Here is a 23,632-nt window from a genome sequence, read left to right on the forward strand (position 1 = left end):
GCTACGGGCCTCTTTCCTTTTGCGTTGAAGGGCAGGTGGGTGTGCCGGGGGGATTGTTCCCCGAAGATCAGTGAAGCCGGGAACGATCTTCGTGGACACCCGCCGCGACCTGGGGAGATGTGAGCGTAGGTCGACGGGAACCGGTCTAATACGCAAAATAGTTCCCGGGCGTGGGAACTATTTTGCAGTGGCATGAGGAGCCAGGATCCGGGTGTTGTTTCTCGTTGTGGCAAGGGCTTCCTGGCGGGGGTGTGGCACCCAGCCGAAGCGCAGGCGGGAGGTGTTGAAGTGACTGCTGCTTCGGGTGTGTTGCATGTGAATATTGTGATTTGAGTGCGCTAGAGTGTCGCGTATGTATCTAGTCCCTAAACTTCGCGCAGCAACGGCAGCCTTCGTGGCTGCGACGCTTGCCCTTGCACTGACTGTTGTTGCTCCTCAGTCGTTGAACACACATGCGGATGCTCAGGCGATCCCTGGTCTCATTTCCGGTGTCGATGTCGCTGATCACCAGCGCCCTGGCGGGACACCTATTAACTGGAAAATGGCAGGAACGGTAGGTGGGCAGCATTTCGCCTTCGTGAAGGCCACTGAGGGAACGACGTATAAGAACGCGTTCTACGAAGAGGACGTAAAGGCAGCTGCGGATGCCGGTCTGAAAGTAGGTGCGTATCACTACGCGCGACCGGGGATGGACCCGATTGCACAGGCGAGGCACTTCGCAGATGTGATTAACGCTGGACCGGCGCAGCAATTGCCTCCGGTGCTTGATCTTGAGGTTGATGAGGGGCTTGGTCCAACACAGCTCGCGGCGTGGACGCAGATCTTCCTTGCGGAGCTGGAACGTGCAACCGGCAAGCGCCCAATGCTGTACACGTATCGCTATTTCTGGTACGAGCGGATGAACAATACCAACGCATTTACTAGCTACCCGCTGTGGCTTGCCGCATACCAGAACCAGCCACCACGACCAGTTGGGGGTTGGGACAAGCTGACGTTCTGGCAGCGTAGCGACTCGGGCCGTGTGGCAGGTATTCCGGCGACTGTTGATATGAACCTGTTTAACGGCACCGGTGCTCAGTTTGGTGGCTTTGCTGCTGGTAACTTGCGTTCTGCAGGTGGTGTGCTTGAGACGTTCCAGGCGCCAGACTCCGATCAGCTTGAGGTGCTGGAACAGAACAGTACTGCTCTCGTCGTTGCGATTCTCGCGTTGGCGGCCGGCGCGTTGGGTGCCTCCCAGGTTGCATCAGAGGCGGCGAAGTTCGGGTTCGACATCAAGGACGCTAACAACATCGCGGGTTTTGTTCAGCGCTTGGCATCTCAGGGAGAGTTGCCCGTAGAGGACCTGCGCAATATGATGATCGGCGACTACCAGGTCGGCGACTTGTTGATCCTGCTGGATAACGCTGCGCACTAGATTTCGGTTGGCGCATCGTAGCGAGGGCTCGTAGCAAGGCTACGGGCCCATTTTTCATGCTTGAACTGCGCAGGCACGGCGCCCTTGAGAAGCTCCCGGTTCAATGAGGGGCTCGCCTCGAGCGGAGTGTTTGCGCCGATGAGGACGATGTTGCCGTAGCGACGACCTTTGAGCATTGGGGGGTCTGCGATTACGGAAACGTGAGGCCACACCTCGAGCATCCCAGCGAGTTCTTCCTTTGCTTCTTTGAGGTCCGCGTGGCTCCCGCAGTTTGCGACATACATACCTTCTGGGCTGAGAGCATTCCGGACCTGGGCGAAGAACTCTACAGTGGTCAAGTTTCGAGGCGTAATTGCTGACGAGAATACATCGCGGATGATGATGTCGCGTGTGCTCGGTTTGAAGCTGTCGGTGACTTCGCGGGCATCACCAACTCGTATTTTGACGGTTGGTGAGCGCGGGATATCGAAAAGTTCGCGGGCGAGTTCGGCAAGTGACATGTCGATTTCCACGACGGTGTTGCGCGAGCCCTTCCATTTGGAGGCGAAGTAGCGGGGAAGAGTGCAGGCTGCCCCACCGAGGTGGGTGAGACGCGGTTTTGGCCAACGGGGGACGTCGACAAGCTGTTGATCGTTGAGAAAGTCAGCGATCCATCTCATATATTCGAAGTCCAGTCGTTCGGGATCGCCGGGGACGATGTGGGAGCTCGGCACCCCGTTGACAAGGAGAACCATGGAGCCGTCCGGCTCGTGGAGCACCTCCGCGACGCCGGTGTCGATTTCATGGAAGTCACTTTTCGTTGCCATGGACAGTGACAGTACCTTACGCCTTCACGTCGACACGGTGCAGGTACACGACGGAGGCAAGCCACGCTACTGCAGTGAGCAGCAGGGTGCTCGTGAGAACACCGGATATCGTGCTCCATTCGAATGCACTCGAGCCAGCGACTGCGGTACCGCCCATCCACAGCGTTGTGGACACACCGATGGGTGGAAGCAAAAACTGTGTTGCCGTAGCCCCGGCAGCGATAGCGCCGAAAGCAACGATGCTGGAGAACACACCGAGGGCGACCGGCATAGCAAAGTTTCGAATTACCATGGAAGCGAAACTCTGCCACGCGGCAACCGCGACCGCAGGAACCACAGCGAGCAGCGCCGACGCGAGCAACTCCAGCGGTGGCATTCCTGAAAGGCCACTGACCCAACCGCCGACCATGCTGGTGACGATGAAGATACATTGCATAAGTGTGGTCAAGGCGACGATCACACCAAGCTTTGCTGTAACCAGACTTGCCGCCGACCTTGACGACGTCAGCAGCGTGTTCCAATTTCCACCGCGGTGTTCCACGCGCCACGCTGCGGAAGCGAGAATCGAAATGCCCGCGACCATGAAGAGCATCCCGTAAAACAGCGTCGTTTGGGACCAATAGCTGGCCCACCCAGCATCTAATGTCTCAGCGTTGGCGGCGTAGTTGCCAGCACCGAAGACGACGGAGACGAGGGGGATAACGATAGCAACTGTGGGGACGTGTGTGCGTCGAAGTTTACAGAACTCGCTGGAGAGCATGTCCATGGTTAGATTTCCTTCCTGTTAAGCCACCTCGTGGCTGCCACAAACCCAGTCGCAAGCAGGACGATGTAGATGCACCATGCTGCCCATCCAGGCTGCGTAGGGACGACGCCTTCGTCCGTGAACGTGTAGGGAAGCAGTACAGCAAAGTAGCCAAAGGGGTTCATCACGGCGAGCCATGCAGGAGAGAGCAGCGAGGCGATGCCGAAGAAACCTCCCGCCACGCCGAGAGCGTGCACGCCGATTTGTGATTCAGCGAGCGCTGCGAGCAACAGCATGGCGCTTGCAATGGCCAGGCTGGTAATCATCGCTGCGGCGCCGTATGCAGCCCAAGCTGTGGCAGTGCTTGCGTTTGGTAGCGGTGCTCCGAGCAGTACGGGGAGAGCGATGCAAATCCCGAACTCCAGCAGCTTGAGCACGACGACGAGGGGTACTACTACCTGTAGCTTGCCTCGCAGCAACGAACCTTTGCGGACGCCGGCAACCGCGTTGAGTAGCCACCCGCCATTTGCATGCTCGCTATCCACTGCGCGGCTGGCGATGAGCGCCATCTGTAGCGGGGTTAGAAAAGCGAATGACATTGCAACCGCAACCAACTGGCCAGCCCACGCGGTTGCTGGGTCTGTGCCGAAGGAGTCGACCCGTCCGGCAGAAAACAGATTCATAGACGCGAACAACACGATGCCGAGGGACAGCGCCGCGCCCAGCCATAGGATATGTGTGCGCCGCAGTTTTAAAAGCTCGAGGTTCATGCGCTGAGCCCCTTACGTCCCGTCATTCCGATAAAGATTTCCTCTAAGCTGCGACGCTTGCGCAGAACCTGGTGGATCGGAACCCCGCGGTGTACAAGCTGCGCGCATGCGGCAGCCACAGCATCATCGCTGAGCCCGGATACCTCCACGCCTCCGGAAACGATGCGTGGGCGCATATCGTGGAGAACCTCGGCGGCAACGGTTGCCGCTGGGGTTTGGACGTAGACGTCGGGTAGGTGGGCGTCGAAAAGCTGCTGTTGCGATCCTTGGAAAACGAGATTGCCTTGGTTGATAATGCTGAAGCTGGTGGCCATCTTTTCCACTTCAGACAGCAGGTGGCTCGAGACAAGGACTGTGCGCCCTTCGTCGCGCGCGAGGCTAATGATGAGCTCGCGGATTTCTTCGATCCCGGCTGGGTCGAGGCCGTTGGTCGGCTCGTCCAGAATGAGTAGCTGCGGGTCGCGCACGAGAGCGAAGGCGATGCCGAGGCGCTGCTTCATGCCGAGCGAATAGTGCTTGACCTGCTTGTCCATGTGCTTTTCCAGGTGAACAAGCCGTACCGCGCGTTGTGCGTTCGCCGGGTCGGCCCTAAACAGCCGCGTCACAATCTGCATGTTTTCCGCGCCGGTGAGGTGCGGGTAGGCCGCTGGCGACTCGATGAGCGAGCCGATACTGGAAAGGACCTCGTCACGCGTGGCTCGGGTCATTGGCTGACCCAAGACAGTGATTTCACCGGCGGTCGGGGTGACCAGGCCGAGCAGCATCTTCATCGTGGTTGATTTACCAGAGCCGTTCGGGCCGAGCAGCCCGTGTACAGCGCCCTGGGGGATTTCAAGCGCGAGGTTATTGACGACAGTGTGCGTACCGTACGTCTTTGTAAGACCCCGTGTAGTAATGATCGGTGAGTTCATGGTGTCTACTATCGCCAAGCGCCCCCACGAAAGCGTCGGAGCTGGGTACCATCTTCCGCGTCATACCGGGGGATGATAGAGAGGATGATTCAGGAGATGTTGACGCCTATTCGTCGAGCAGATCGGAACGGCTGACAAGGCCCGTGCGGTAGGCGAACAGTACCGCGTGTACGCGGTCGCGCGACTGCGTCTTGGACAAGATGCGCCCGACATGCGTCTTCACTGTCGGCATGGAGATAAACATGCGCTCAGCGATCTCCGTGTTTGACCAGCCCCGTCCAACCGCGACGAGCACTTCGCGTTCTCGAGCGGTGAGCTCGCCAAGAGCAAGGCGGTCGGCACTCGAGAGCGACGTTTCGACGTCAGTGTGCGCGGTTAGTTGGGCGCGGTTGGAAAAGCGAGCAACGATCCGCTTAGTCGCGCGTGGAGAGATCACGGCGTCTCCGGCAGCGACGGTACGGATGGCGTCGAGAAGTACTTCGGGTTGGGCGTCCTTGAGCAAGAATCCGCTCGCCCCGGCTTTCAGCGCATTGACGACGTAGTCTTCGTCATCAAACGTGGTGAGGATGACTACCTTGGCTTCTGGGAAACGCTTGGCATACTGCGCTGTCGACGTGATGCCGTCGAGGATCGGCATTTGCACGTCCATCAGGACAATGTCGACAGGGTGGGCCGCTTGCTGCTCGAGTGCCTCAGCTCCGTTCGAAGCAAGCCAAACTACTTGTAAATCCGTCTGGGAGTCGATCACTCGCCGGATACCGTGGAGGAAGAGGACCTGGTCGTCGACGATGCCTATCTGAATTGGGGTCATGTGCGCTCCATCGTGCCTGGGTGCTGGCTTCCGTCGGAAGGTTGGGGAGCGTATGGAATCTCCACTTGGGTGACCCACTCTATATGCCCGTTGCTATTGGGAGCGGGTCCCGCCTGCACTGTCGCCCCAATCAGAGCAGCGCGCTCGCGCATCCCGCGCAAGCCGTGGCCATGACGGCGGTTTGCCGCAGTGTCTGCGAAGCTGTTGGTCACACGAATCACCACGTGCCTTTCGCCCCATTCCACATCGAGCAGAGCAGTGCCGTCGCCGTGCTTCAGCGCGTTCGTAAGTGCTTCCTGCACCACGCGCCTCGCTGTGAGGGAAGTGGCAAGTGGCAGCTGCGGTGGAGGCGTGCCCCGTACTGAGTAGTTAATGTTAAGGCCACCGAGTTGACTGGTGTGAACCAGCTCATCGAAATCAAGTGAAACTGCTAAGGGCTCGACAGGCCGCGACTCTGGCGCACGAAGTAACGTGACCACCTCGCGCATTTGCCCCAGTGACTTCCGCCCGACCTCTCCAATTACCCGGAGCGCCTCCTCACTGTCCCCGCCGTAGCGCCCACCATCCGCCTGCGCGACAATAACAGTCAATGAATGGGTGACCACATCGTGGATCTCGCGGGCGAGGAATGCACGTTGTGCAGACATGGCATGCTCAAGTTCGATCCGCTGTTGTTGCAGCGCCTGCTCGAGTTCACGTGCCGCCGCTTCTTCGGTTCGTCTGCGCAACACGCCGAAGAGTCCTGCTGCCACGAGTAACGTTGCGCTCCACGCGAGGTAGGGGAGCTGCTGTGCAAACGGCATGCTTCGCAGCGCTGGTGAGACGAAGGAGAGCGCGACAAGGTCACCGACAACCAACGCAGCGGCAGCGACGTCGCGGAGTACAGGGCGTACATTGCGTCGAATAATGTAGGCGGTGAAAACCCCAACGACGATCACCGCGACGGTGAGCTCAGTACTAAACGCCTGCATGCCCAACAACGCAAATGCGGTCAGCGTAGTCATCGTAGGCCACTGCCAGCGAGCAAACGGAGCGATAAGCGCCCACACAAGAAGTGGCACAACTCCCCACAAAGAACCCGGAGCGTTGAGGACGCCGGGCAATGCACCCAGGCCGAGTGCAAGTGCGATGCCCGCGTCTCGCATACGGAACGGTGATTGAGAAGTCGTGGGTGGCATACTTTCAACCTAACCGACCTGCTCGGGGCAGTCGTCATACCACGGTAGGATTCGCCGGATGCTTTCCTTCTCCTTCTACTCGCGGGTACACTTCCGCCACATGCGAGTTTTAGTAGCGATGAGTGGAGGCGTGGACAGCTCGGTGGCCGCGGCGCGCCTTGTCCAGGTTGGCTACGACGTTGTGGGAGTGCATCTTGCGCTCTCGCAGGACCCGCAGGCCACGAGGGAGTCGGCGCGTGGGTGTTGCTCACTGGAGGATTCTGCGGATGCTCGACGTGTGTGCGACAAGCTCGGGATCCCGTTTTACGTGTGGGACTTTTCTGATCGCTTCAAGGCAGATGTCATTGATAATTTCGTGTGGTCCTACGAGCACGGTGAGACGCCGAACCCATGCCTGCGCTGCAACGAGAAAATCAAGTTTGCGGCCTTGCTTGAGCGCGCTGTCGCGCTAGGTTTCGACGCCATCGCTACCGGGCACTACGCGATTATCGACGAAGACGGAAACCTACGTCGCTCTGTGGACCCGCTGAAGGATCAGTCGTACGTGTTGGGGGTGCTGACCCGCGACGAATTAGACAAGTGCATCTTCCCGATCGGCGACACCGAAAAGCCCCAGATTCGTGAGGAAGCGGCAGCGCTCGGGTTTTCCACCGCGCAGAAGCCGGACTCCTACGACATCTGTTTCATCCCCGACGGCAATACCCAGGCGTTTCTGGGAAGGTCGATTGGCATGCGCCCCGGGATCGTGCGAGATCAGGACGGGTCCGTTCTCAAAGAGCACGATGGCGCTTTTCAATACACCATCGGGCAGCGCCGTGGACTGAACCTTCGCGTGCCAGCGCAGGACGGAAAGCCGCGTTATGTTACGGATGTCGACGCCACCACGGGAACAGTCACTGTAGGCCCGCGCGAAGCGCTCAAAGTTTGGCAGATCGACGCCGATCGCTTGAAGGTGTTGCACCCGGAGATGCGTGGTGAGTTCGCTGCCAACGTCCAGATCCGTGCACACGGTGGGGTAGTAGGTTGCCGCGCGCGCATCGAGGACGACCACATGCACCTTGAATTGGATACGCCTTTGGAGGGTGTCGCCCGAGGTCAGGCAGCTGTGCTGTACCTGCCTGACCCAGACGGACTTGGCGACGTTGTGTTGGGGTCCGGCACGATTTGCGGGACTTCGAGTGTGCAACCATGACGGCCTTTGGACTTGGGGAGTTGCCCGGCACGGATCTGGTCGCTGCCGCGGACGTCGTACTCTCAGAGTCACCGCTGCCGCACCTCCCTCAGCTGCCGGCGCGTGGAATCGGCAGTGACCTGATTGGGCGAACGGCCGCGTTGCTCGATATCCCGATCGACCGAGGCCCGCGCGGATGGCGCGTCGGTACTCAGCATAGAGCGGTGCGTGACCAAATGGACCGCGACCTGGATGTCCTGGAGTCCTTGTGGGCAGGCAAGCTCGATGCGGTCAAAGTCCAGGTTGCAGGCCCCTGGACGCTTGCGGCAGAAATCGAGATGCGAAATGGGCACCGCATGATCACCGATGCTGGTGCACTGCGTGATGTCACCGATGCACTCACCGAAGCAATTCATGAACATCGAGAGGATGTGGAGCGCCGATTAGCTCCGACAGTGCTACAAATCGACGAGCCGAGCCTCGACGCCGTGATGCGAGGCTCACTACGGGGAGCGACCGACGCCGAACGAATCCCGGCATACCCTGAACCAGAGGAACGCCTCGCAGGCTTCGGCGAATACCTGCTCCACGCACCCGTGATGGTCAATGTGCCATGGCAAACCATTGACCTCGCGGCTCTACAATCAACCGCCGAAAAGGACTCCTTTGCGCAGTTGTTGGAGCACGGAAGCCGCTTTGCGCTCGCTCCAATGCAGCCGCGGGCCGTGTGGAACGTCCTTGACGAACTCCAAACCGATCCTGCAGCAAGCAGCTTCGATGTGTGGGCGCGACCGGCGGAGACGTTGCTGCAGGCAGCAGCGAACTATCGCGCAGCCGCCGAGATGGAGGAAGGGCTGCGCTAGCTCGCATCACCGATCATCGGCCACGACGTCGTGAGATTGGAAACATCCCGCCCCTTTGCCTCGAAGAACTCCCGCAGTTCTGTTTGGAGCTTATAGTATTCAACCGCTTGAAATTCCATGAGATCGTCCGTGCTCATTTGCGCGAGCTCAGGGTATGTTGAGCGCACTTGTTTCCAGGCGAGACGCGCAGCGGCTGTTGCATCCGCCGTGGCATCGTGCGCGTTGTCGAGCTTGACTCCGTACAGCTCACAGAGCGCACCGAGGTTGCGCTTGCCTTTTCTGTATCGATCTTTCGTCCTGTCGATGACGAGGGGGTCAAACACGGGACCGGTCACTGTGAAGTCGCCGGTCAGCTGCCGAAGGACAGAAAGGTCGTAAGGAGCGTTGAAGACGATCAGGGTGAGGCCGTCGTCCCAACCGCGCTTAATCATGTCGACTATTTCCTGCAGGACCTCGTCGTGCGGGCGGCCGTGCTCCTTTGCGTATTCTGTTGTGATCCCATGGACCGCAGTGGCCTCTGCGGGGATCTCAACTCCGGGATCGGCGAGGGCCTCGTGCGCGTTGGCCTGAGCACCGTCGATGGTGACAAGCGCGGACGTCACAATGCGCGCAGTGCGCGGGTTGACAGAGGTTGTCTCGAGGTCGAAAGACATCATGCGGGATGCGTCGAAGAAAGCCATGCTCATTACCTTACTAACCGTGTCCGACAGAGGCGCTAGACTTGCACGTTATGAACGAAAACATGAACGAAATGCCTGCTAATGACGCTGAAGTGCGTCGTCTCTGGGACGACATCGCTAGCCAAGTGCGCCACCATCGGGACCTGTATTACAACAGTCAACCCGTCATTAGTGATGCCGAGTTTGATGAGCTGTTCCAGCGCTTGGTCAAGCTTGAAGAAGAACACCCAGAATTAGCAGTGCCAGACTCGCCAACCATGCAGGTTGGTGCTCCAACAGACGGCGCATTCGCCGATGTCGAACACCTTGAGCGAATGATGAGTTTGGATAACGTGTTCTCAGAAACCGAATTACGGGACTGGCTGGCGAAAACGCCTGGCCCGTACTTGACCGAGCTGAAGATTGACGGGCTGTCGATTGACCTCGTGTATGAACATGGTGCGCTCGTCCGAGCAGCTACGCGTGGCGACGGTCGCGTCGGCGAGGATATCACGGCTAACGCAAAGGTCATCGAGGATATACCGCACCGGCTCGAGGGGGAGGCTCCCGCGCTGGTCGAGGTCCGGGGTGAGGTTTTCATCCGGCCTGAGGACTTCCCAGACCTCAATGCGACGCGCATTGAAGAAGGCGGAAAACCCTTCGCGAACCCGCGTAACGCTGCAGCGGGTGGGTTGCGACAAAAAGACCCCGAGGACGTGAAGAAACGTAAACTCCGCATGATCTGTCATGGCATTGGTGCGCGTAAGGGGTTTGTCCCGGAGACTCAGCACGAAGCCTACGCGCAGATGGCAGCGTGGGGGTTGCCGGTGTCCAAATACACAAAGCGCGCAGCGAGCGCTGATGATGTGGTGAAAGCTGTCCGTTATTGGGAGCAGCACCGCCACGACGCAATTCACGAGATGGATGGCCTCGTCGTGAAAGTCGACGCGGTAGAGGAACAACGACAGCTGGGCGCGACGTCCCGGGCGCCACGGTGGGCGATCGCCTACAAGTACCCGCCGGAGGAGGTCACGACGAAACTGCTTGATATCGAGGTCTCGGTCGGACGTACCGGGCGTGTTACGCCGTACGCGGTGATGGAACCCGTGTTCGTGTCAGGAACCACTGTTGCCATGGCGACGCTCCACAACCCAACTGAGGTTCGCCGCAAGGGCGTGCTGATCGGTGACACAGTCGTGGTGCGAAAAGCCGGCGAAATTATCCCCGAGGTGCTGGGACCTGTCGCGGACCTTCGCACCGGGGAAGAGCGCGAGTTCGTGTTCCCCACGGAGTGCCCAAGCTGCGGGGCGACCTTGGCACCTGCGAAGGAGGGTGATGCTGATTGGCGTTGCCCGAATACTCGTTCTTGTCCGGCACAGCTCGCGCAACGTCTGAAGTACCTCGCCAGCCGTGGGGCCTTCGACATCGAGGCGCTGGGTGAAAAGGGCGCGCAGGACATGATCGACACCGGCGTCATCCAAGACGAAGGCGATCTCTTCGACCTCACTGAGGACGATCTGAAGAAGTCGCAGGTGTACACGACAAAGAAAGGCACGGTGAATGCTTCGGGCAGGAAACTCCTGGAAAACCTTGCCACGGCGAAGCGCGCCGATTTTTGGAGAGTCCTCGTCGCACTATCAATCAGGCACGTCGGCCCAACCGCAGCTCGGGCGCTCGCCTCACGCTACGGCAGCATGGAAGCACTTATCGACGCCCCGCTGGAAGACCTCGCGCAAACAGACGGAGTGGGCGCCATCATTGCAGAATCGTTCGAGGAATGGTTCCGCGTTGACTGGCACCGCGACATCGTCGAAAAGTGGACCGCCGCTGGCGTGACGATGGAGATCGATGCTGCCGACGTTGCACCGCAAACCCTCGAGGGGATTACCGTGGTGGTGACCGGCACGCTGGAAGGATACTCACGAGATAGCGCGAAAGAAGCAATTGTCTCGCGCGGAGGAAGGGCGTCCGGATCCGTGTCTAAGAAGACCAACTTTGTGGTTGTCGGGGAAAATGCTGGCTCCAAAGAGCAAAAGGCGCGCGACCTCGGCCTCAGGATATTGAATGAGGACGAGTTCACGCGCCTGCTCGAACAGGGGCCAGAGGCGGTAGAGGGTTAGGACAGAATGGAGCCGATAATGGTTCCAATGTCTCCGATCTGTGCAACCTCGGATGCGAGGAAGTCGGGTCCACCGATGCGCCCGACGACGAGGATGTAGTCAGAGGTGCCCAGCGGGGTGATGGCAAGCGCGGTATCGAGCTGCCACCACGCTTCAGGTGTCCAGTCGTCGTTGTCTTGAACAAGCACCCGCGCATGCTCGAGGGGAGGCATGACGGGGTGGGACTGGTCATCTTCGGGCGCCGCTTGGGATGCACACAACCGCTGCAGACCCTCAGAAGTGTGCTGCAACACCACAGCCCATGAGGAGGTCATGGCTTGCGGAATCGTGACAGTGAGCTCATCGAGCGCTTGTTTCGGCTTCTTTCCAAGTTCTGCGATCTTTGCCAGCATCCTGATGTGGCCGCTGCGATCGACCCGTCCATCGAAGGGGCGAATTGAATCCACTTCGACGCCGTCAATGGCGGAAGCTGCGGTGATCAATGCGTCGACCATCGTGCCGGTAGGCAGGCTAACGACAATGTCGTCAGTGACGGTGCCATTCGGATCAACTTCGACAATATCGACGGATTGAATATTCGCGTCGATTACGCCGAAGGCTTCTGCGAGTTCGCCAAGACTGCCAGGCAGGTCGGGCAAGGTCACTCGTACGAGGTAAGACATAGGCTCTTTTATAGCATCGTCGATCGCCTAAATGCTGTAAATTGCATGAATATATGCATCCAATCGTAAAAATGTATTGAAAAGGTTGCGCTTCGGTGCGTGGTGTTGCCTAGTGCGGTGTGGTTTCTAGGGATAACGTAGAATGAACACGTTTTAGTGGCTAACCTACGGTAAAGATTGGACTTCACATTGGCTGAGATTTCACGCGATGAGGTCTCCCGCATCGCACGCCTTGCGCGGATTGCGTTGCAGGAGGATGAGCTTGACCAGATCGCCGAGCAGCTCGACACCATTGTTGACGCTGTTTCGAAGGTGCAACAGGTCGACACTGATGGGGTAGAGCCGATGAGCCACCCCCATTCGATTGACGCTGGCATGAGGCCGGACGTCGAAAAGAAGACGTTGACGCAGGAGCAGGCACTTGACCAGGCCCCAGAGGTTGATGAAGAGCGCTTTGTAGTTCCGCAGATTCTTGGAGAAAGTGAGTAAGCATGACTGAGTACACGCTTCCAACTGAAGGCATTGTTTCACTCCCGGCTCACGTGCTTGCCCAGAAGATTCAGTCCGGCGAATTGACGTCGCGCGAGGTTACCCAGGCATTCCTGGACCGTATTGCTGAGACCGACGAGAAGCTCGGAGCGTTCCTCCATGTTGGTGCTGAGGAGGCGCTCGCTGCGGCCGACGCGGTTGACGCCCAGGTGGCTGCGGGTGAGCCTCCAGCTTCGAAGCTTGCTGGTGTGCCACTGGCGCTGAAAGACCTGTTGGTGACCACCGACGCTCCAACTACCGCGGCATCGAAGATGCTGGAGGGCTACCGCAGCCCATACGACGCGACTGTTGTACGCAAGCTGCGCGAAGCCGGGATCCCGATTTTGGGCAAGACAAACCTCGATGAGTTTGCAATGGGCTCTTCTACTGAGAACTCTGCGTACCAGGTCACCCGCAACCCGCACGACCTTGAGCGCGTTCCGGGCGGTTCCGGTGGCGGTACCGCTGCTGCGCTTGCATCTGGTCAGGCGCCATTGGGTATCGGTACGGACACCGGCGGCTCCATCCGTCAGCCTGCTTCGTTGACGGGAACAGTCGGCGTGAAGCCCACCTATGGTGGTGTTTCTCGCTATGGTGTGATTGCCTGTGCATCCTCGCTGGATCAGGTAGGGCCGTGTGCGAACAATGTTCTCGATACCGCCTTGCTGCATGAGATTATCGGTGGTCACGATGAGTTTGACGCCACGAGTGTTGATACTCCGGTGCAGGAGCTCGCAGCAGCCGCCGAGCAGGGGGCTTCAGGGGATCTTTCTGGTGTGAAGATTGGACGCGTGAAGCAGTTCTCGCGCCCGGGCACGCAGGCAGGGGTTACCGAGCGTATCGACGCAGCGTTCTCGCAGTTTGAGCGCCAGGGTGCAGAGATCGTGGAGGTTGACTGCCCAAGCTTCGACGATGTTATGGGGGCGTACTACATCATTCAGATGTCGGAGGTCTCGTCGAACCTTGCGCGTTTCGACGGCATGCGTTACGGCCTCCGTACGGGCGATGATGGGAAGCACTCTGCAGAGGAAGTGATGGCGTCGTCGCGCGGTGATGGCTTTGGCCCTGAAGTCAAGCGTCGCATCATTCTCGGTACGTATGCTTTGTCTGTCGGCTACTACGACGCGTATTACCTGCAGGCGCAGCGTGTTCGCACGCTGATTGCGCAGGACCTTCGTCGAGCGTTTGAGAAGGTCGATGTAATCGCCGGTCCGGCAGTGCCTCAGACAGCCTTTAAGATCGGGGAGAAGGTCGACGACCCGTTGGCGATGTACAACTTTGATCTTTTCACCCTGCCGCTGAACTTGGCGGGTCTGCCTGGCATGAGCGTTCCTGCTGGAATTGCGGACGATACCGGTTTGCCGGTTGGTTTGCAGCTCATTGCGCCTGCGTTTGAGGATGAGCGCTTGTACCGCGTTGGTGCGGCTTTTGAAGCTGGGCGCTAAGTCCATAAATCTGTTGAACCCCGGGGTCTCATACCGCGGGGTTTCTTCATTTTGATAACACCTTAGTGGCTGTATTGGGCAAACTATGCCGAAATGAGAGCATCAATTTATTGGTTGTGACCTGCGTATATTGAATTTTTGGACAGCACGACTAAGCCCTTTTGCCTTTAAAGCGCTAGGGTTGTGTGTATGCGACTTGCCACTCTTACCTCCGGCGGCGACTGCCCAGGGCTGAACGCCGTCATTCGCGGAATCGTTCGAACTGCCAGCGCGGAATATGGCTCGACAGTTGTCGGGTACCTCGATGGCTGGGTCGGACTGATGGAAGACCGCAGGATTGACCTTTACGACGACGCCTTTATCGACTCGATTTTGCTGCGTGGCGGCACAATCTTGGGCACTGGTCGTCTCCACCCCGACAAATTTAAGGCTGGGATTGACACCATTAAGGCCAACATGGAAGATGCCGGCGTCGACGCGCTGATCGCCATCGGTGGCGAAGGCACGCTCAAGGGAGCGAAGTGGCTGTCCGACAACGGTATTCCAGTCGTCGGTGTGCCTAAGACGATTGATAACGACGTTGCCGCGACTGACTACACGTTCGGCTTTGATACTGCTGTTTCGGTCGCCACCGACGCGATTGACCGCCTCCACACCACTGCAGAATCGCACAACCGCATCCTGATTGTTGAAGTGATGGGGCGCCATGTGGGCTGGATTGCACTCCACGCAGGCATGGCGGGTGGTGCACACTACACAGTCATTCCTGAAGACCCGTTTGATATCGCTGATATCTGCAAGGCGATGGAGCGTCGCTTCCAGATGGGTGAAAAGTACGGCATTATTGTCGTCGCTGAAGGTGCAATCCCGAAGGAAGGCACGATGGATGCCGGCCTCGGCGAGGAAGACGAGTTTGGCCACAAGACGTTTAACGGGATGGGCCAGATTATCGCCGACGAGATCAAGCGTCGCCTTGGCTATGATGTCCGCACCACGGTGCTCGGTCACATCCAGCGTGGTGGTACCCCGACGGCATATGACCGGGTGCTCGCTACTCGCTACGGTGTACATGCGGCACGTGCTGCTCACGAGGGACACTTTGATTCATGCGTTGCGCTCCATGGCGAAGATATCGACTTGGTCCCGCTTGGATCAGCGGTAGCGCAGCTGAAGACCGTGCCGGGACACCGCTATAAGACTGCGCGCAGCATGTTTGGATAAATTTGTTTTGTTGATGGCGCCCGGCTAGTGCAAAAAGATTTTGCGCAAACTAGCACGGGCGCCTCCTTTTTGCGTCTATAGTGCTACCTATGAGCGTTTCGGTAGGTGAGAAAGTAAAACCGTCTAGCGGGAATAGCCAGGAACGTGCGGCATACCTCGCGACACTAGGCTTCCCTGTATTGGTCTTGATTGGATTTGCACTTGGTGCCGCTGCCCCAGGCATTGTTGCTCCGATTTCGGGGTGGACCACGTGGCTTCTGGGCATCGCCATGTTCGGAATGGGGCTGACGTTGCGCCCAGTAGATTTCCGCCTAGTGTTCTCGCGTCCGCTCCCAGTGTTGATCGGCGTAGTTGCGCAGTTCGTCATCATGCCGGCGATCGCGGTTGCTATTACCGCGGTGCTCGGGCTGCCGTCGGAAATCGCGGCGGGAGTAATCCTTGTGGGCTGTGCCCCCGGTGGCACCTCCTCGAATGTGGTGAGCTACCTCTCCCGCGGTGACGTTGCCCTGTCGGTGACCATGACGTCCGTCTCGACGCTGTTGGCGCCAATCATGACTCCGCTGCTGACACTTTGGTTTGCAGGCCAGCACATGCCGGTAAGTGCGGCAGCAATGGCCCTCTCGATCGTCAAGATGGTGATCGTGCCGATCGTGCTGGGGCTTGTTGTACGCCTTGTGTTGCCACAGCTTGTCGACGCCATCTTGCCTGCCCTGCCGTGGGTGTCCGTTATAGCAATTTCGATGATCGTGGCGATTGTGGTGCAGGGATCGCGTGAGAAACTCGCCGAGGCCGGTCTGTTGGTCTTACTGTGCGTGGCACTCCACAACATTCTGGGGTACTTGCTCGGCTACCTCACTGGAAAGGTGACGCGTCAGCCGGAGACGGCCGCGCGAACGATGGCTGTCGAAGTCGGCATGCAGAATTCTGGTCTGGCAGCGACGCTTGCGGCTCAGTACATGAATCCAGTTGCTGCGTTGCCTGCGGCAGTCTTTTCTGTGTGGCATAACCTCTCCGGCGCGGTGTTTGCATTCATCTGTCGCTCGGTAGACCAGCGGAAACGTGCTATTGGCGCGCCAAGCGACACGGAAAACTAAGAGAGCACTACACTAGAGCACTATGACTGCGTACGACCTGATGGATTACGACGAAGTACTGGAAAAATTCGACCCTGTTATGGGGTTGGAGGTACACGTTGAGTTAGCGACTGAGACCAAGATGTTCTCGACATCTTCAGCCCACTTCGGTGCGGCACCCAACACCAACGTCGACCCGGTGTCGCTCGGGTTGCCCGGTGCTTTGCCCGTCGTCAATGCGAAGGGTGTTGAGTGGGCGATCAAGATTGGCCTTGCGCTGAATTGCAAGATTGCGGAAAGTTCCCGCTTTGCGCGCAAGAACTACTTCTACCCAGATCAGCCGAAGAATTACCAGATTTCGCAGTACGACGAGCCGATTGCATACGACGGATACCTTGACGTGCTGCTTGACGACGGCACTGAGTACCGCGTCGAGATCGAGCGCGCGCACATGGAAGAGGACACTGGCAAGCTGACGCACCTGGGGTCTGCTTCTGGCCGAATCACGGGTGCGACGGCGTCTCTTGTTGACTGCAACCGCGCGGGTGTCCCACTCATTGAGATCGTGACGAAGCCGATTATTGGAGCGGGGGAGCGTGCTCCTGAGGTCGCTCGTGCGTATGTTGGAGCACTTCGAGAGTTGGTAAAGGCGCTCGGCGTTTCTGATGCGCGTATGGACCAGGGCTCTATGCGTTGCGACGCCAACGTCTCGCTCCGACCGATTGGACAAGAGAAGTTCGGGACCCGCACGGAGACAAAGAACATTAACTCGCTGAAATCGGTCGAGCAGGCTGTACGCTTCGAAATGATGCGTCAGGCACAAGCTCTTGTCAACGGTGAGGAGATTGTTCAAGAGACCCGCCACTACCAGGAGAAAGACGGCTCTACGTCGAAGGGGCGTCCAAAAGAAGAGGCATCCGAGTACCGTTACTTCAATGACCCTGATTTGCCTCCGGTGATTGCGAAGCCTGAATGGGTCGAGGAGATCCGCAAGACGCTACCGGAGCTTCCGTGGGTGCGCCGTGCTCGTATCCAGGAGGAGTGGCAGCTGCCTGAGAAGGAGTTCCGCGACTTGGTCAACGCTGGCGCGTTGGATTTGGTCGTCGACACCGTCGAGGAAGGCACTACTCCTGACGAGGCGCGCGCTTGGTGGGTGTCGTACATCCAGAGTAAGGCGAATGAGCTTGGCAAGGACCTCGACGCCGTTGGCGTTACGCCGAAGGATGTTGCCCGCGTGGTGGCGCTGGTGAAGGAAGGCAAGCTGACCACGAAGCTCGGCCGCCAGGCCATCGACGGCGTGATCGCGGGTGAAGGCCACGTTGACGAGGTTGTTGCAGCTCGTGGCCTCGAGGTTGTGCGTGATGACGGCGCAATCGAGAAGGCTGTCGATGACGCATTGGCTGCGAACCCAGACATCGTCGAGAAGTACCGTGCCGGCAACAAGAAGGTCACCGGCGCGATTGTCGGTGCCGTCATGAAGGCGACGCAGGGCAAAGCAGACCCTGGCCAGGTGAACAAGCTGATTGCGCAGAAGCTGTCCTAAGTCTTCGCGCTACGAGGCAGCCCCCACACCGGTTCAAAAACGGCGTGGGGGCTGCTTCGTGCGTTGGAATGAGTCGCGGTTACTTGTTCTTCGATGCTTTTTCGACGTCCTCGTCGGTTACAGCCGGGAACGTGCCTGTCTCGTACATTTCGGAATAGGCTTCCCAGTCGATCGGGTCGTCGTGGGAGTCGCCGTCGCCGGGGGCTCCTTCGTACTCATCGGACTCTGGATTCAGCGCTGGGGCGTCTTCGAGCGAAAACTCGTTTTCTGGGTCTGCGTGCAGGTCAGCAGCGACCTCCTCTTGTACGGACTGCCACAGGTGCGTGTCGCCGACGTGCGACTCGGTGACCAAGCCTTCGACCTCCTCGCGCTCCTTGTCGGTCAGTTCGCTTTCTGTGGGGTCGAGGGCGGTTTCCGCGAGCTCTGCGAGGCGTTCGCGACGCTTCGTTTCGGCTGCGATGCGGCCGCGGTCCTTGAACCAGGAAATAATCATCACCGCGGACAGCACGAGACCGAGGTAGCCGACGACAGGGTAGACCCAGCCTACAAGTGCGGAGAAACCGATGAACGAGAGGGCGAATCCGATCCCGACTACCGAGAAGTAGATGACGCGGAATTTCTCTGGACGGCCTGCTGACAGGCGACGTGCCATGGCGTAGAACATACCCACAGCGGTGTTATAGATCATCAGGTAGATCAGCAGTGAAACCACAAAGCCCACTGCAGGATGCATGTTGTCGAACACCATGAGCAATGGGAAGTCAGCGCCGTACACGCCTTCCATATTCATGAAGATGATGAAGTTCAAAATGACAAGCAGTGCAGCAAAGATAAACCCGCCGAGGAGACCACCGATGCCAGCCTCGCGTGGATTGAGCTGTGAACCCGCAATCACGAGGATCATGGAGACCGCCATGATGATGCAGAGCGTTGCGTAGTTGACGGCAGAAAGAAGCCAGTTATTTCCTACACCTGTCGCAGTAGCGTTTTGCATCGAGAGCTCGTTGATGTGGCTGATGTTATCCGGCATGTTGACCAGCGTGATCATCAGTGCAGCAATCACCGCGACGATGAGGAACGGCGTGATGATGGAGATGACGTTCGTAAGTTTGTCGACGTCCAGGAAGCCCGATAGGAGTAGAAACACGGTCATGATGGCCGCGCCTACCCACGTAGGCAGGCCGAACTGCTGGTCGAGGTTCGATCCGGCACCAGCCACCATCACGAAACCGATAGCAAAGAGGGTAAACATCGTAGCGACGTCCATAAACTTTGACACAATCGGTTTCGACACGTTGTTAAACACCGCGCTGTGATCGTCTGCGAGGTAGAAAGAACCGAGCTGGAAAAGCGTCGATCCAACGATCACGATGATGAGGCCTGCCAGAATCGAGCCGACCAGGCCCCAGTACCCGTAGGCGAGGAAGTACTGAATCACTTCTTGGCCGGATGCGAAGCCAGCTCCGACGAGCAGCCCCACAAATGCGAGTGCTACTCGGATAGATTTACGCATAAAAACATGTCCCTAGTGAAAATATAGAAGTCAGTAACAAATTTTTCGGTAGCTTCTTTTCGAACGCCACCGAACCGGGGTTGATGGTATCAAAGGCATTTGGCCAGCGCACGCTACAAAAGGGTCTTACTCGTATCGTTAATGGTATTCGACAGAGGGGCGTCAAGGCGCTTTCGCACGGCGAGTGGGTCCGCGCGTTTGCCGCCAAACCTCCAGGTTAGAGGGGGGAAGTTGATTCTAAATAAGGCGGAGCCTGCGTGGGGGCTGAACGTAATAATGTGCGCAGCGATAATGGCGCATAGCTTTTTGAAAGCGTTACGGAACTGTTACGTTCGGGCGAGTGAGTACCTAATGATTTGGTCCTGCTTTTGCAACGATCTTCTTCATGATGCGGTTGAGCTGATCCGCTTCTTCGGGCGTGATGGAGTCGAATACGAGTTCACGGAGCTTCTGGAGGTATCCAGGTGTGGACCGCACGATGAACTCGACCCCGTCTTGGGTAAGCGTTGCGATGTTGGTTCGGCGATCGGCAGAGTCCTGGCTTCGAACCACAAGGCCGCGGGTTTCAAGACGCGCGACGATGTGCGAAAGACGAGAAGCAGACATCTGTGTTGCCTTGGCGAGCTGACTCATTGTGATCTTCTGGTCGTCAGCCTGTGCGATCTCTACCAGCGCAAGGTAGTCAGAAAGGTTCATGCTTTCATTGGCTTTCAGAGCCTCGTCGAGGCGGGCAGGGATCCACGAGATCATCGCCCACATGGTGAGCCAAATTTCAGTGTCGTGTTCATCAAGCCAACTGAATCGATGCATGTGTTGAGATGTTAGTGAATACAACAGATTTCAACCTAATTTTCCGTTGCTCATTGGTATGTGGGGTGTGCGGTGGAGGGGGAACTGTGTCTTGGAAGTCAAGAAGTTTTGTGGCGCGCCGGAGCACAGCCTTGGAATCATGCATATTTGTTCTAGATTGCTAGGCATGACTGATAAAAACTTGCGAGATGCTACGCCCGAGGATTTTGGTGGACTCGATGGCGTTCCCGAGTTTCAGGGATCAGCTGGAGGCGACTCCACGAAAGGGATCTACTCGATGACGGGGAAAGCTGCCCCGACCGAGGTGTTTCCGAATGCTGACGCTACCGGCGGATTCGATGCCGCTCCCGCGACTGAAACGGTAATCACTAACAACACGGTTGACCCGGTGCCGGCTACCTACGCGGAACCTGCTCTAGCAGCTGACTCCGAGCTGGAGGAAGCAAGCAAGGTGGAGCATGCAAAGCGCGGCACGCTTGACTTTGGTCTGCTGCTCCTACGCCTCACGGTGGGGCTGCTGCTTATATTGCAGTCGATCGCGGTGTTCTTCCGCCTCGGCAACTCTGCTGGAATCGGCGGTCTGGAATCCGAGTTTGCCGCACAAGGCTATGCGTTTACCGATGGGCTGGCCATTATCTTGCCGACGCTACAGCTCGCCGCAGGTGTGTTCCTGCTGCTTGGGCTGTTGACACCGGTGGCCGCGATGGTGGGGATCACTGTTACTGGCTTCGCAGTCCTGCACAGCATTGTTGTGGGCGGTATTGGTTTGAACGTGTTCGAGTGGGAGCCAGCCACGGTCTTGGCGGCAGTGCTGTTCGGTGTTGTGCTCGCGCTGCAGTTCACTGGCCCTGGTCTGTACGGCGTCGACGCAACCCGATCGTGGGCGCGCCGACCATTAGCAAGCTCGTGGGCCTTTGCGATCCTTGGGTTGGCAGCAGCAGGTGCGCTGTGGTGGTTCGGCGCCGGGGTCAACCCGCTGGCCTAACCACCACCCCTCGTCAGTCGAGCTGGCGAACGGCGCCCTTATCAGCGGACGTTGCCATCTTGGCGTATACCTTGAGAGCCTTCGACACCTCGCGGACACGATTTGGTGTCCACGGGTGTTCGGAGGCTTCCATTGCTTCACGGCGCTTTGCCAAGACAGCTTCGTCGACGGCGAGGGTGAGCTCGCGCCGCGAAACCGAGATTGAGATGGTGTCGCCGTTTTCGATCAGGCCGATGAGTCCTCCATGGGCAGCCTCGGGCGAGATATGGCCAATCGACAAGCCTGACGTGCCACCGGAGAAGCGGCCGTCGGTAATGAGGGCGCATTTCGTACCTAGTCCGGCGCCCTTGAGGAAGGAGGTGGGGTGGAGCATCTCCTGCATGCCAGGTCCACCTGCTGGGCCTTCGTAGCGAATGACGACCACTTCGCCCTCGAGTACTTCGCGGGCAAGAATCATTGATACAGCCTGTTCCTGCGAGTCTACGACGCGCGCGGGGCCTGAGAACTCCCAGAGTCCTTCCTCGACGCCCGCAGTCTTGAGAATTGCGCCGTCCGGGGCAAGGTTGCCACGCAGGACGACCAAGCCACCGTCGGAAGTAAACGGGTGATCAACATCGTGAATCACACCGCGAACGGCGTCGGTATCCAGGCTGGGCCAGCGCGATGACTGTGAGCATGCCTGTGTGGTTCGCTTGCCGCCTGGTGCGGCGTGGAAGAGTTCGATGGCTTCTTCGCGTGCCCCGGTGCCGCGTATATCCCACTCGTTGAGCCATGCGTCGAGGGAGTCGTAGACAATTGAGTGGACATCTTCGTGCAGCAGACCGCCACGGCGCAGTTCGCCGAGGATAGCGGGGATGCCCCCGGCGCGGTGCACATCTTCAACGTGGGCGGTGCCGTTGGGCGCGACTTTGGAGAGGCATGGGATGTGGTGAGAGAGGTCGTCGATGTCTGTGAGCGAGAAGTCGACTTCACCTTCTTGCGCGGCAGCCAGGATGTGCAGGATGGTGTTTGTGGAGCCGCCCATTGCCATATCAAGCGCCATTGCGTTGCGGAACGCGTGCACTGTTGCGATAGAGCGCGGCAACACTGAAGTGTCACCCTGCCCGTAGTAGCGGTTGCACAGGTCAACAATGGTGGCGCCGGCTTTCTCGAAAAGTTCACGTCGCGCGGTGTGCGTGGCCAGGGTGGTGCCATTGCCGGGCAGCGAAAGCCCGAGAGCTTCGGTGAGGCAGTTCATGGAGTTAGCGGTGAACATGCCGGAGCACGATCCGCAGGTAGGGCAGGCCCCCTCGACGATGGCGTCGAGCTCACTGTCCGAGACGGCTTCGTTTGCGGAGAGCGCGATGGCGTCGACAAGGTCGGAGGCGGGCTTTTCGACGCCACCAACGTCGATCGGCTTGCCCGACTCCATTGGGCCGCCGGAGACGAAGACGGCCGGGATGTTCAGGCGCAGAGCTGCGTTGAGCATGCCCGGCGTGATTTTGTCACAGTTCGAAATGCACACCATGGCGTCGACAGTGTGGGCGTTGACCATGTACTCCACCGAATCTGCGATGATTTCGCGGCTGGGCAGGGAGTAGAGCATGCCGGAATGCCCCATGGCGATGCCGTCGTCGACCGCGATGGTGTTAAATTCTTTCGGCACGCCGCCGGCTGCACGAACGGCGTCTGCCACGACTTCTCCGACCTCTTTGAGGTGCACGTGCCCCGGCACGAACTGCGTATACGAGTTGACAATGGCCACGATCGGCTTGCCGAACTCATTTTCTTCAGTGCCGGTTGCTCGCCATAGCGCGCGGGCGCCTGCGGCTTGTCGGCCAATGGTGGTGACTCGTGAGCGGAGAGGGATCACGACTTACTCCTTCGTACGTGGCGCGGGCTCGGGGCGTGGCCCGGGCAGATCGGGGTGGGCCTTGACGTATTCGTCGTAGGCTTCTCGAGACATTAGTACTTTATTGCCGTCTTTGTTGATGATTTCGTATTTTCCATCGGCGGCCTCCTGCGCTTGCGTGATGACGTCCGTGATGCGTCCGCGGGATGCTTCAGCGAGCTCCGGCAGCATATTAAAGGTCACTCCGGGCATGGTGTGCGATGCTCCGTCCTGGGTCGTGGCCTTGGCTTTCGCGCCTTGAAAAGCAATGCCTGCCAGTTCTGACCACTTGATGGTGATATTCGGCTTCACCACATACCGCAGCGTGATGCCCTGCTCGCTGATTGTGGTTGAGGCAGTGAATATCCAGAGCAGCCACGCCAGCGGAATGATCAGCAGCCAACCGAGAATGAGCGGAGCCCAGGAAATGCCGATCAGAGCGATGCCAGTCATGAGGATAAGTGCAATGACGTGTTGTTTGCTGGGGCGAAAAGTGGTGGACGAGTCAGTCATGCAAGTTATGCTAGCCAATCT

The 23,632-nt window shown here is 58.5% G+C and carries 22 protein-coding genes; 10 read left to right on the plus strand and 12 right to left on the minus strand.

Going from position 1 to position 23,632, the window contains the following annotated elements; genetic code table 11:
• The first annotated feature begins 352 nt into the window (after window positions 1–352).
• Window positions 353–1,414 carry a glycoside hydrolase family 25 protein gene (locus BJP07_RS08835; RefSeq protein WP_071567117.1) on the plus strand — a complete coding sequence of 354 codons (1,062 nt, stop codon included), beginning with the start codon at window positions 353–355 and terminating at the stop codon, window positions 1,412–1,414.
• Here the strand turns inward: BJP07_RS08835 and BJP07_RS08840 are convergent.
• The 6 genes from BJP07_RS08840 to BJP07_RS08865 all read right to left on the minus strand — a co-directional run bounded on the left by BJP07_RS08840 (window position 1,411) and on the right by BJP07_RS08865 (window position 6,635).
• The gene (locus tag BJP07_RS08840; protein WP_071567118.1) at window positions 1,411–2,220 is read right to left on the minus strand and encodes a spermidine synthase; all 810 of its coding nucleotides are present in this window, start codon (window positions 2,218–2,220) and stop codon (window positions 1,411–1,413) included. The two genes, BJP07_RS08835 and BJP07_RS08840, sit on opposite strands and share 4 nt — an antisense overlap.
• Before the next feature lie 16 nt (window positions 2,221–2,236).
• A complete protein-coding gene (locus BJP07_RS08845) occupies window positions 2,237–2,986 on the minus strand; it encodes an ABC transporter permease (protein WP_083584182.1) in 750 nt (249 codons plus the stop codon).
• A 2-nt stretch (window positions 2,987–2,988) separates the two neighbouring features.
• Window positions 2,989–3,735: an ABC transporter permease gene (locus tag BJP07_RS08850; protein ID WP_071567119.1), complete on the minus strand. Its 747-nt coding sequence runs from the start codon at window positions 3,733–3,735 to the stop codon at window positions 2,989–2,991.
• Complete coding sequence (locus BJP07_RS08855) at window positions 3,732–4,646, minus strand: ABC transporter ATP-binding protein (protein WP_071567201.1); 915 nt, start codon at window positions 4,644–4,646, stop codon at window positions 3,732–3,734. Before BJP07_RS08855 ends, BJP07_RS08850 begins: the two co-directional genes overlap by 4 nt.
• A 106-nt stretch (window positions 4,647–4,752) precedes the next feature.
• Window positions 4,753–5,457, minus strand: coding sequence for a response regulator transcription factor (locus tag BJP07_RS08860; protein ID WP_071567120.1), 705 nt, complete (start codon window positions 5,455–5,457; stop codon window positions 4,753–4,755).
• Window positions 5,454–6,635, minus strand: a complete 1,182-nt coding sequence (locus tag BJP07_RS08865) for a histidine kinase (protein ID WP_083584183.1) — start codon at window positions 6,633–6,635, stop codon at window positions 5,454–5,456. The genes BJP07_RS08860 and BJP07_RS08865 overlap by 4 nt, the downstream gene beginning before the upstream one ends.
• Window positions 6,636–6,735: 100 nt before the next feature.
• On the opposite strand from BJP07_RS08865, the gene mnmA reads away from it, so the two are divergent.
• Both mnmA and BJP07_RS08875 read left to right on the plus strand, forming a co-directional pair.
• On the plus strand, window positions 6,736–7,827 hold the full coding sequence (gene mnmA / locus BJP07_RS08870) for a tRNA 2-thiouridine(34) synthase MnmA (protein WP_071567202.1): 1,092 nt from the start codon (window positions 6,736–6,738) through the stop codon (window positions 7,825–7,827).
• Window positions 7,824–8,669 (plus strand): methionine synthase, encoded by an 846-nt coding sequence (locus BJP07_RS08875; RefSeq protein ID WP_071567122.1) that lies wholly within the window; start codon window positions 7,824–7,826, stop codon window positions 8,667–8,669. The genes mnmA and BJP07_RS08875 overlap by 4 nt, the downstream gene beginning before the upstream one ends.
• Here the strand turns inward: BJP07_RS08875 and BJP07_RS08880 are convergent.
• The gene (locus BJP07_RS08880; RefSeq protein ID WP_071567123.1) at window positions 8,666–9,349 is read right to left on the minus strand and encodes a 3'-5' exonuclease; all 684 of its coding nucleotides are present in this window, start codon (window positions 9,347–9,349) and stop codon (window positions 8,666–8,668) included. The two genes, BJP07_RS08875 and BJP07_RS08880, sit on opposite strands and share 4 nt — an antisense overlap.
• A 71-nt stretch (window positions 9,350–9,420) precedes the next feature.
• Here BJP07_RS08880 and ligA point away from each other — a divergent pair, with 71 nt between their 5' ends.
• Entirely contained in the window at window positions 9,421–11,448 is a 2,028-nt protein-coding gene (gene ligA, locus BJP07_RS08885; protein ID WP_071567203.1) for an NAD-dependent DNA ligase LigA, read from the plus strand.
• Here ligA and BJP07_RS08890 read toward each other — a convergent pair.
• Entirely contained in the window at window positions 11,445–12,110 is a 666-nt protein-coding gene (locus tag BJP07_RS08890; RefSeq protein WP_071567124.1) for an amino acid-binding ACT domain protein, read from the minus strand. The two genes, ligA and BJP07_RS08890, sit on opposite strands and share 4 nt — an antisense overlap.
• A 189-nt stretch (window positions 12,111–12,299) precedes the next feature.
• Here BJP07_RS08890 and gatC point away from each other — a divergent pair, with 189 nt between their 5' ends.
• From gatC to gatB, 5 genes are all read left to right on the plus strand, one after another.
• Window positions 12,300–12,599 (plus strand): Asp-tRNA(Asn)/Glu-tRNA(Gln) amidotransferase subunit GatC, encoded by a 300-nt coding sequence (gene gatC, locus BJP07_RS08895; protein WP_071567125.1) that lies wholly within the window; start codon window positions 12,300–12,302, stop codon window positions 12,597–12,599.
• 2 nt (window positions 12,600–12,601) lie between these two features.
• Window positions 12,602–14,083, plus strand: coding sequence for an Asp-tRNA(Asn)/Glu-tRNA(Gln) amidotransferase subunit GatA (gene gatA / locus BJP07_RS08900; protein WP_071567126.1), 1,482 nt, complete (start codon window positions 12,602–12,604; stop codon window positions 14,081–14,083).
• A 189-nt stretch (window positions 14,084–14,272) separates the two neighbouring features.
• The gene (locus BJP07_RS08905; RefSeq protein WP_071567127.1) at window positions 14,273–15,304 is read left to right on the plus strand and encodes a 6-phosphofructokinase; all 1,032 of its coding nucleotides are present in this window, start codon (window positions 14,273–14,275) and stop codon (window positions 15,302–15,304) included.
• Window positions 15,305–15,393: 89 nt separating this feature from the next.
• Window positions 15,394–16,398, plus strand: coding sequence for a bile acid:sodium symporter family protein (locus tag BJP07_RS08910; RefSeq protein WP_071567128.1), 1,005 nt, complete (start codon window positions 15,394–15,396; stop codon window positions 16,396–16,398).
• A gap of 22 nt (window positions 16,399–16,420) precedes the next feature.
• The gene (gene gatB / locus BJP07_RS08915; protein WP_071567129.1) at window positions 16,421–17,920 is read left to right on the plus strand and encodes an Asp-tRNA(Asn)/Glu-tRNA(Gln) amidotransferase subunit GatB; all 1,500 of its coding nucleotides are present in this window, start codon (window positions 16,421–16,423) and stop codon (window positions 17,918–17,920) included.
• Between the two features lie 79 nt (window positions 17,921–17,999).
• On the opposite strand, the gene BJP07_RS08920 is transcribed toward gatB, so the two are convergent.
• Window positions 18,000–19,433, minus strand: a complete 1,434-nt coding sequence (locus BJP07_RS08920; RefSeq protein WP_071567130.1) for a hypothetical protein — start codon at window positions 19,431–19,433, stop codon at window positions 18,000–18,002.
• 348 nt (window positions 19,434–19,781) lie between these two features.
• A complete protein-coding gene (locus BJP07_RS08925) occupies window positions 19,782–20,243 on the minus strand; it encodes a MarR family winged helix-turn-helix transcriptional regulator (protein WP_071567131.1) in 462 nt (153 codons plus the stop codon).
• Window positions 20,244–20,409: 166 nt separating this feature from the next.
• Between BJP07_RS08925 and BJP07_RS08930 the strand changes: the two genes are divergently transcribed.
• Window positions 20,410–21,228: a DoxX family protein gene (locus BJP07_RS08930; protein WP_071567132.1), complete on the plus strand. Its 819-nt coding sequence runs from the start codon at window positions 20,410–20,412 to the stop codon at window positions 21,226–21,228.
• A 13-nt stretch (window positions 21,229–21,241) separates the two neighbouring features.
• On the opposite strand, the gene ilvD is transcribed toward BJP07_RS08930, so the two are convergent.
• The gene (ilvD, locus tag BJP07_RS08935) at window positions 21,242–23,080 is read right to left on the minus strand and encodes a dihydroxy-acid dehydratase (protein WP_071567133.1); all 1,839 of its coding nucleotides are present in this window, start codon (window positions 23,078–23,080) and stop codon (window positions 21,242–21,244) included.
• A 3-nt stretch (window positions 23,081–23,083) separates the two neighbouring features.
• Entirely contained in the window at window positions 23,084–23,611 is a 528-nt protein-coding gene (locus BJP07_RS08940; RefSeq protein WP_071567134.1) for a PH domain-containing protein, read from the minus strand.
• Window positions 23,612–23,632 lie beyond the last annotated feature (21 nt).

It is taken from the genome of Corynebacterium sp. NML130628 (assembly GCF_001875665.1).
Classification (GTDB): Bacteria; Actinomycetota; Actinomycetes; order Mycobacteriales; family Mycobacteriaceae; genus Corynebacterium.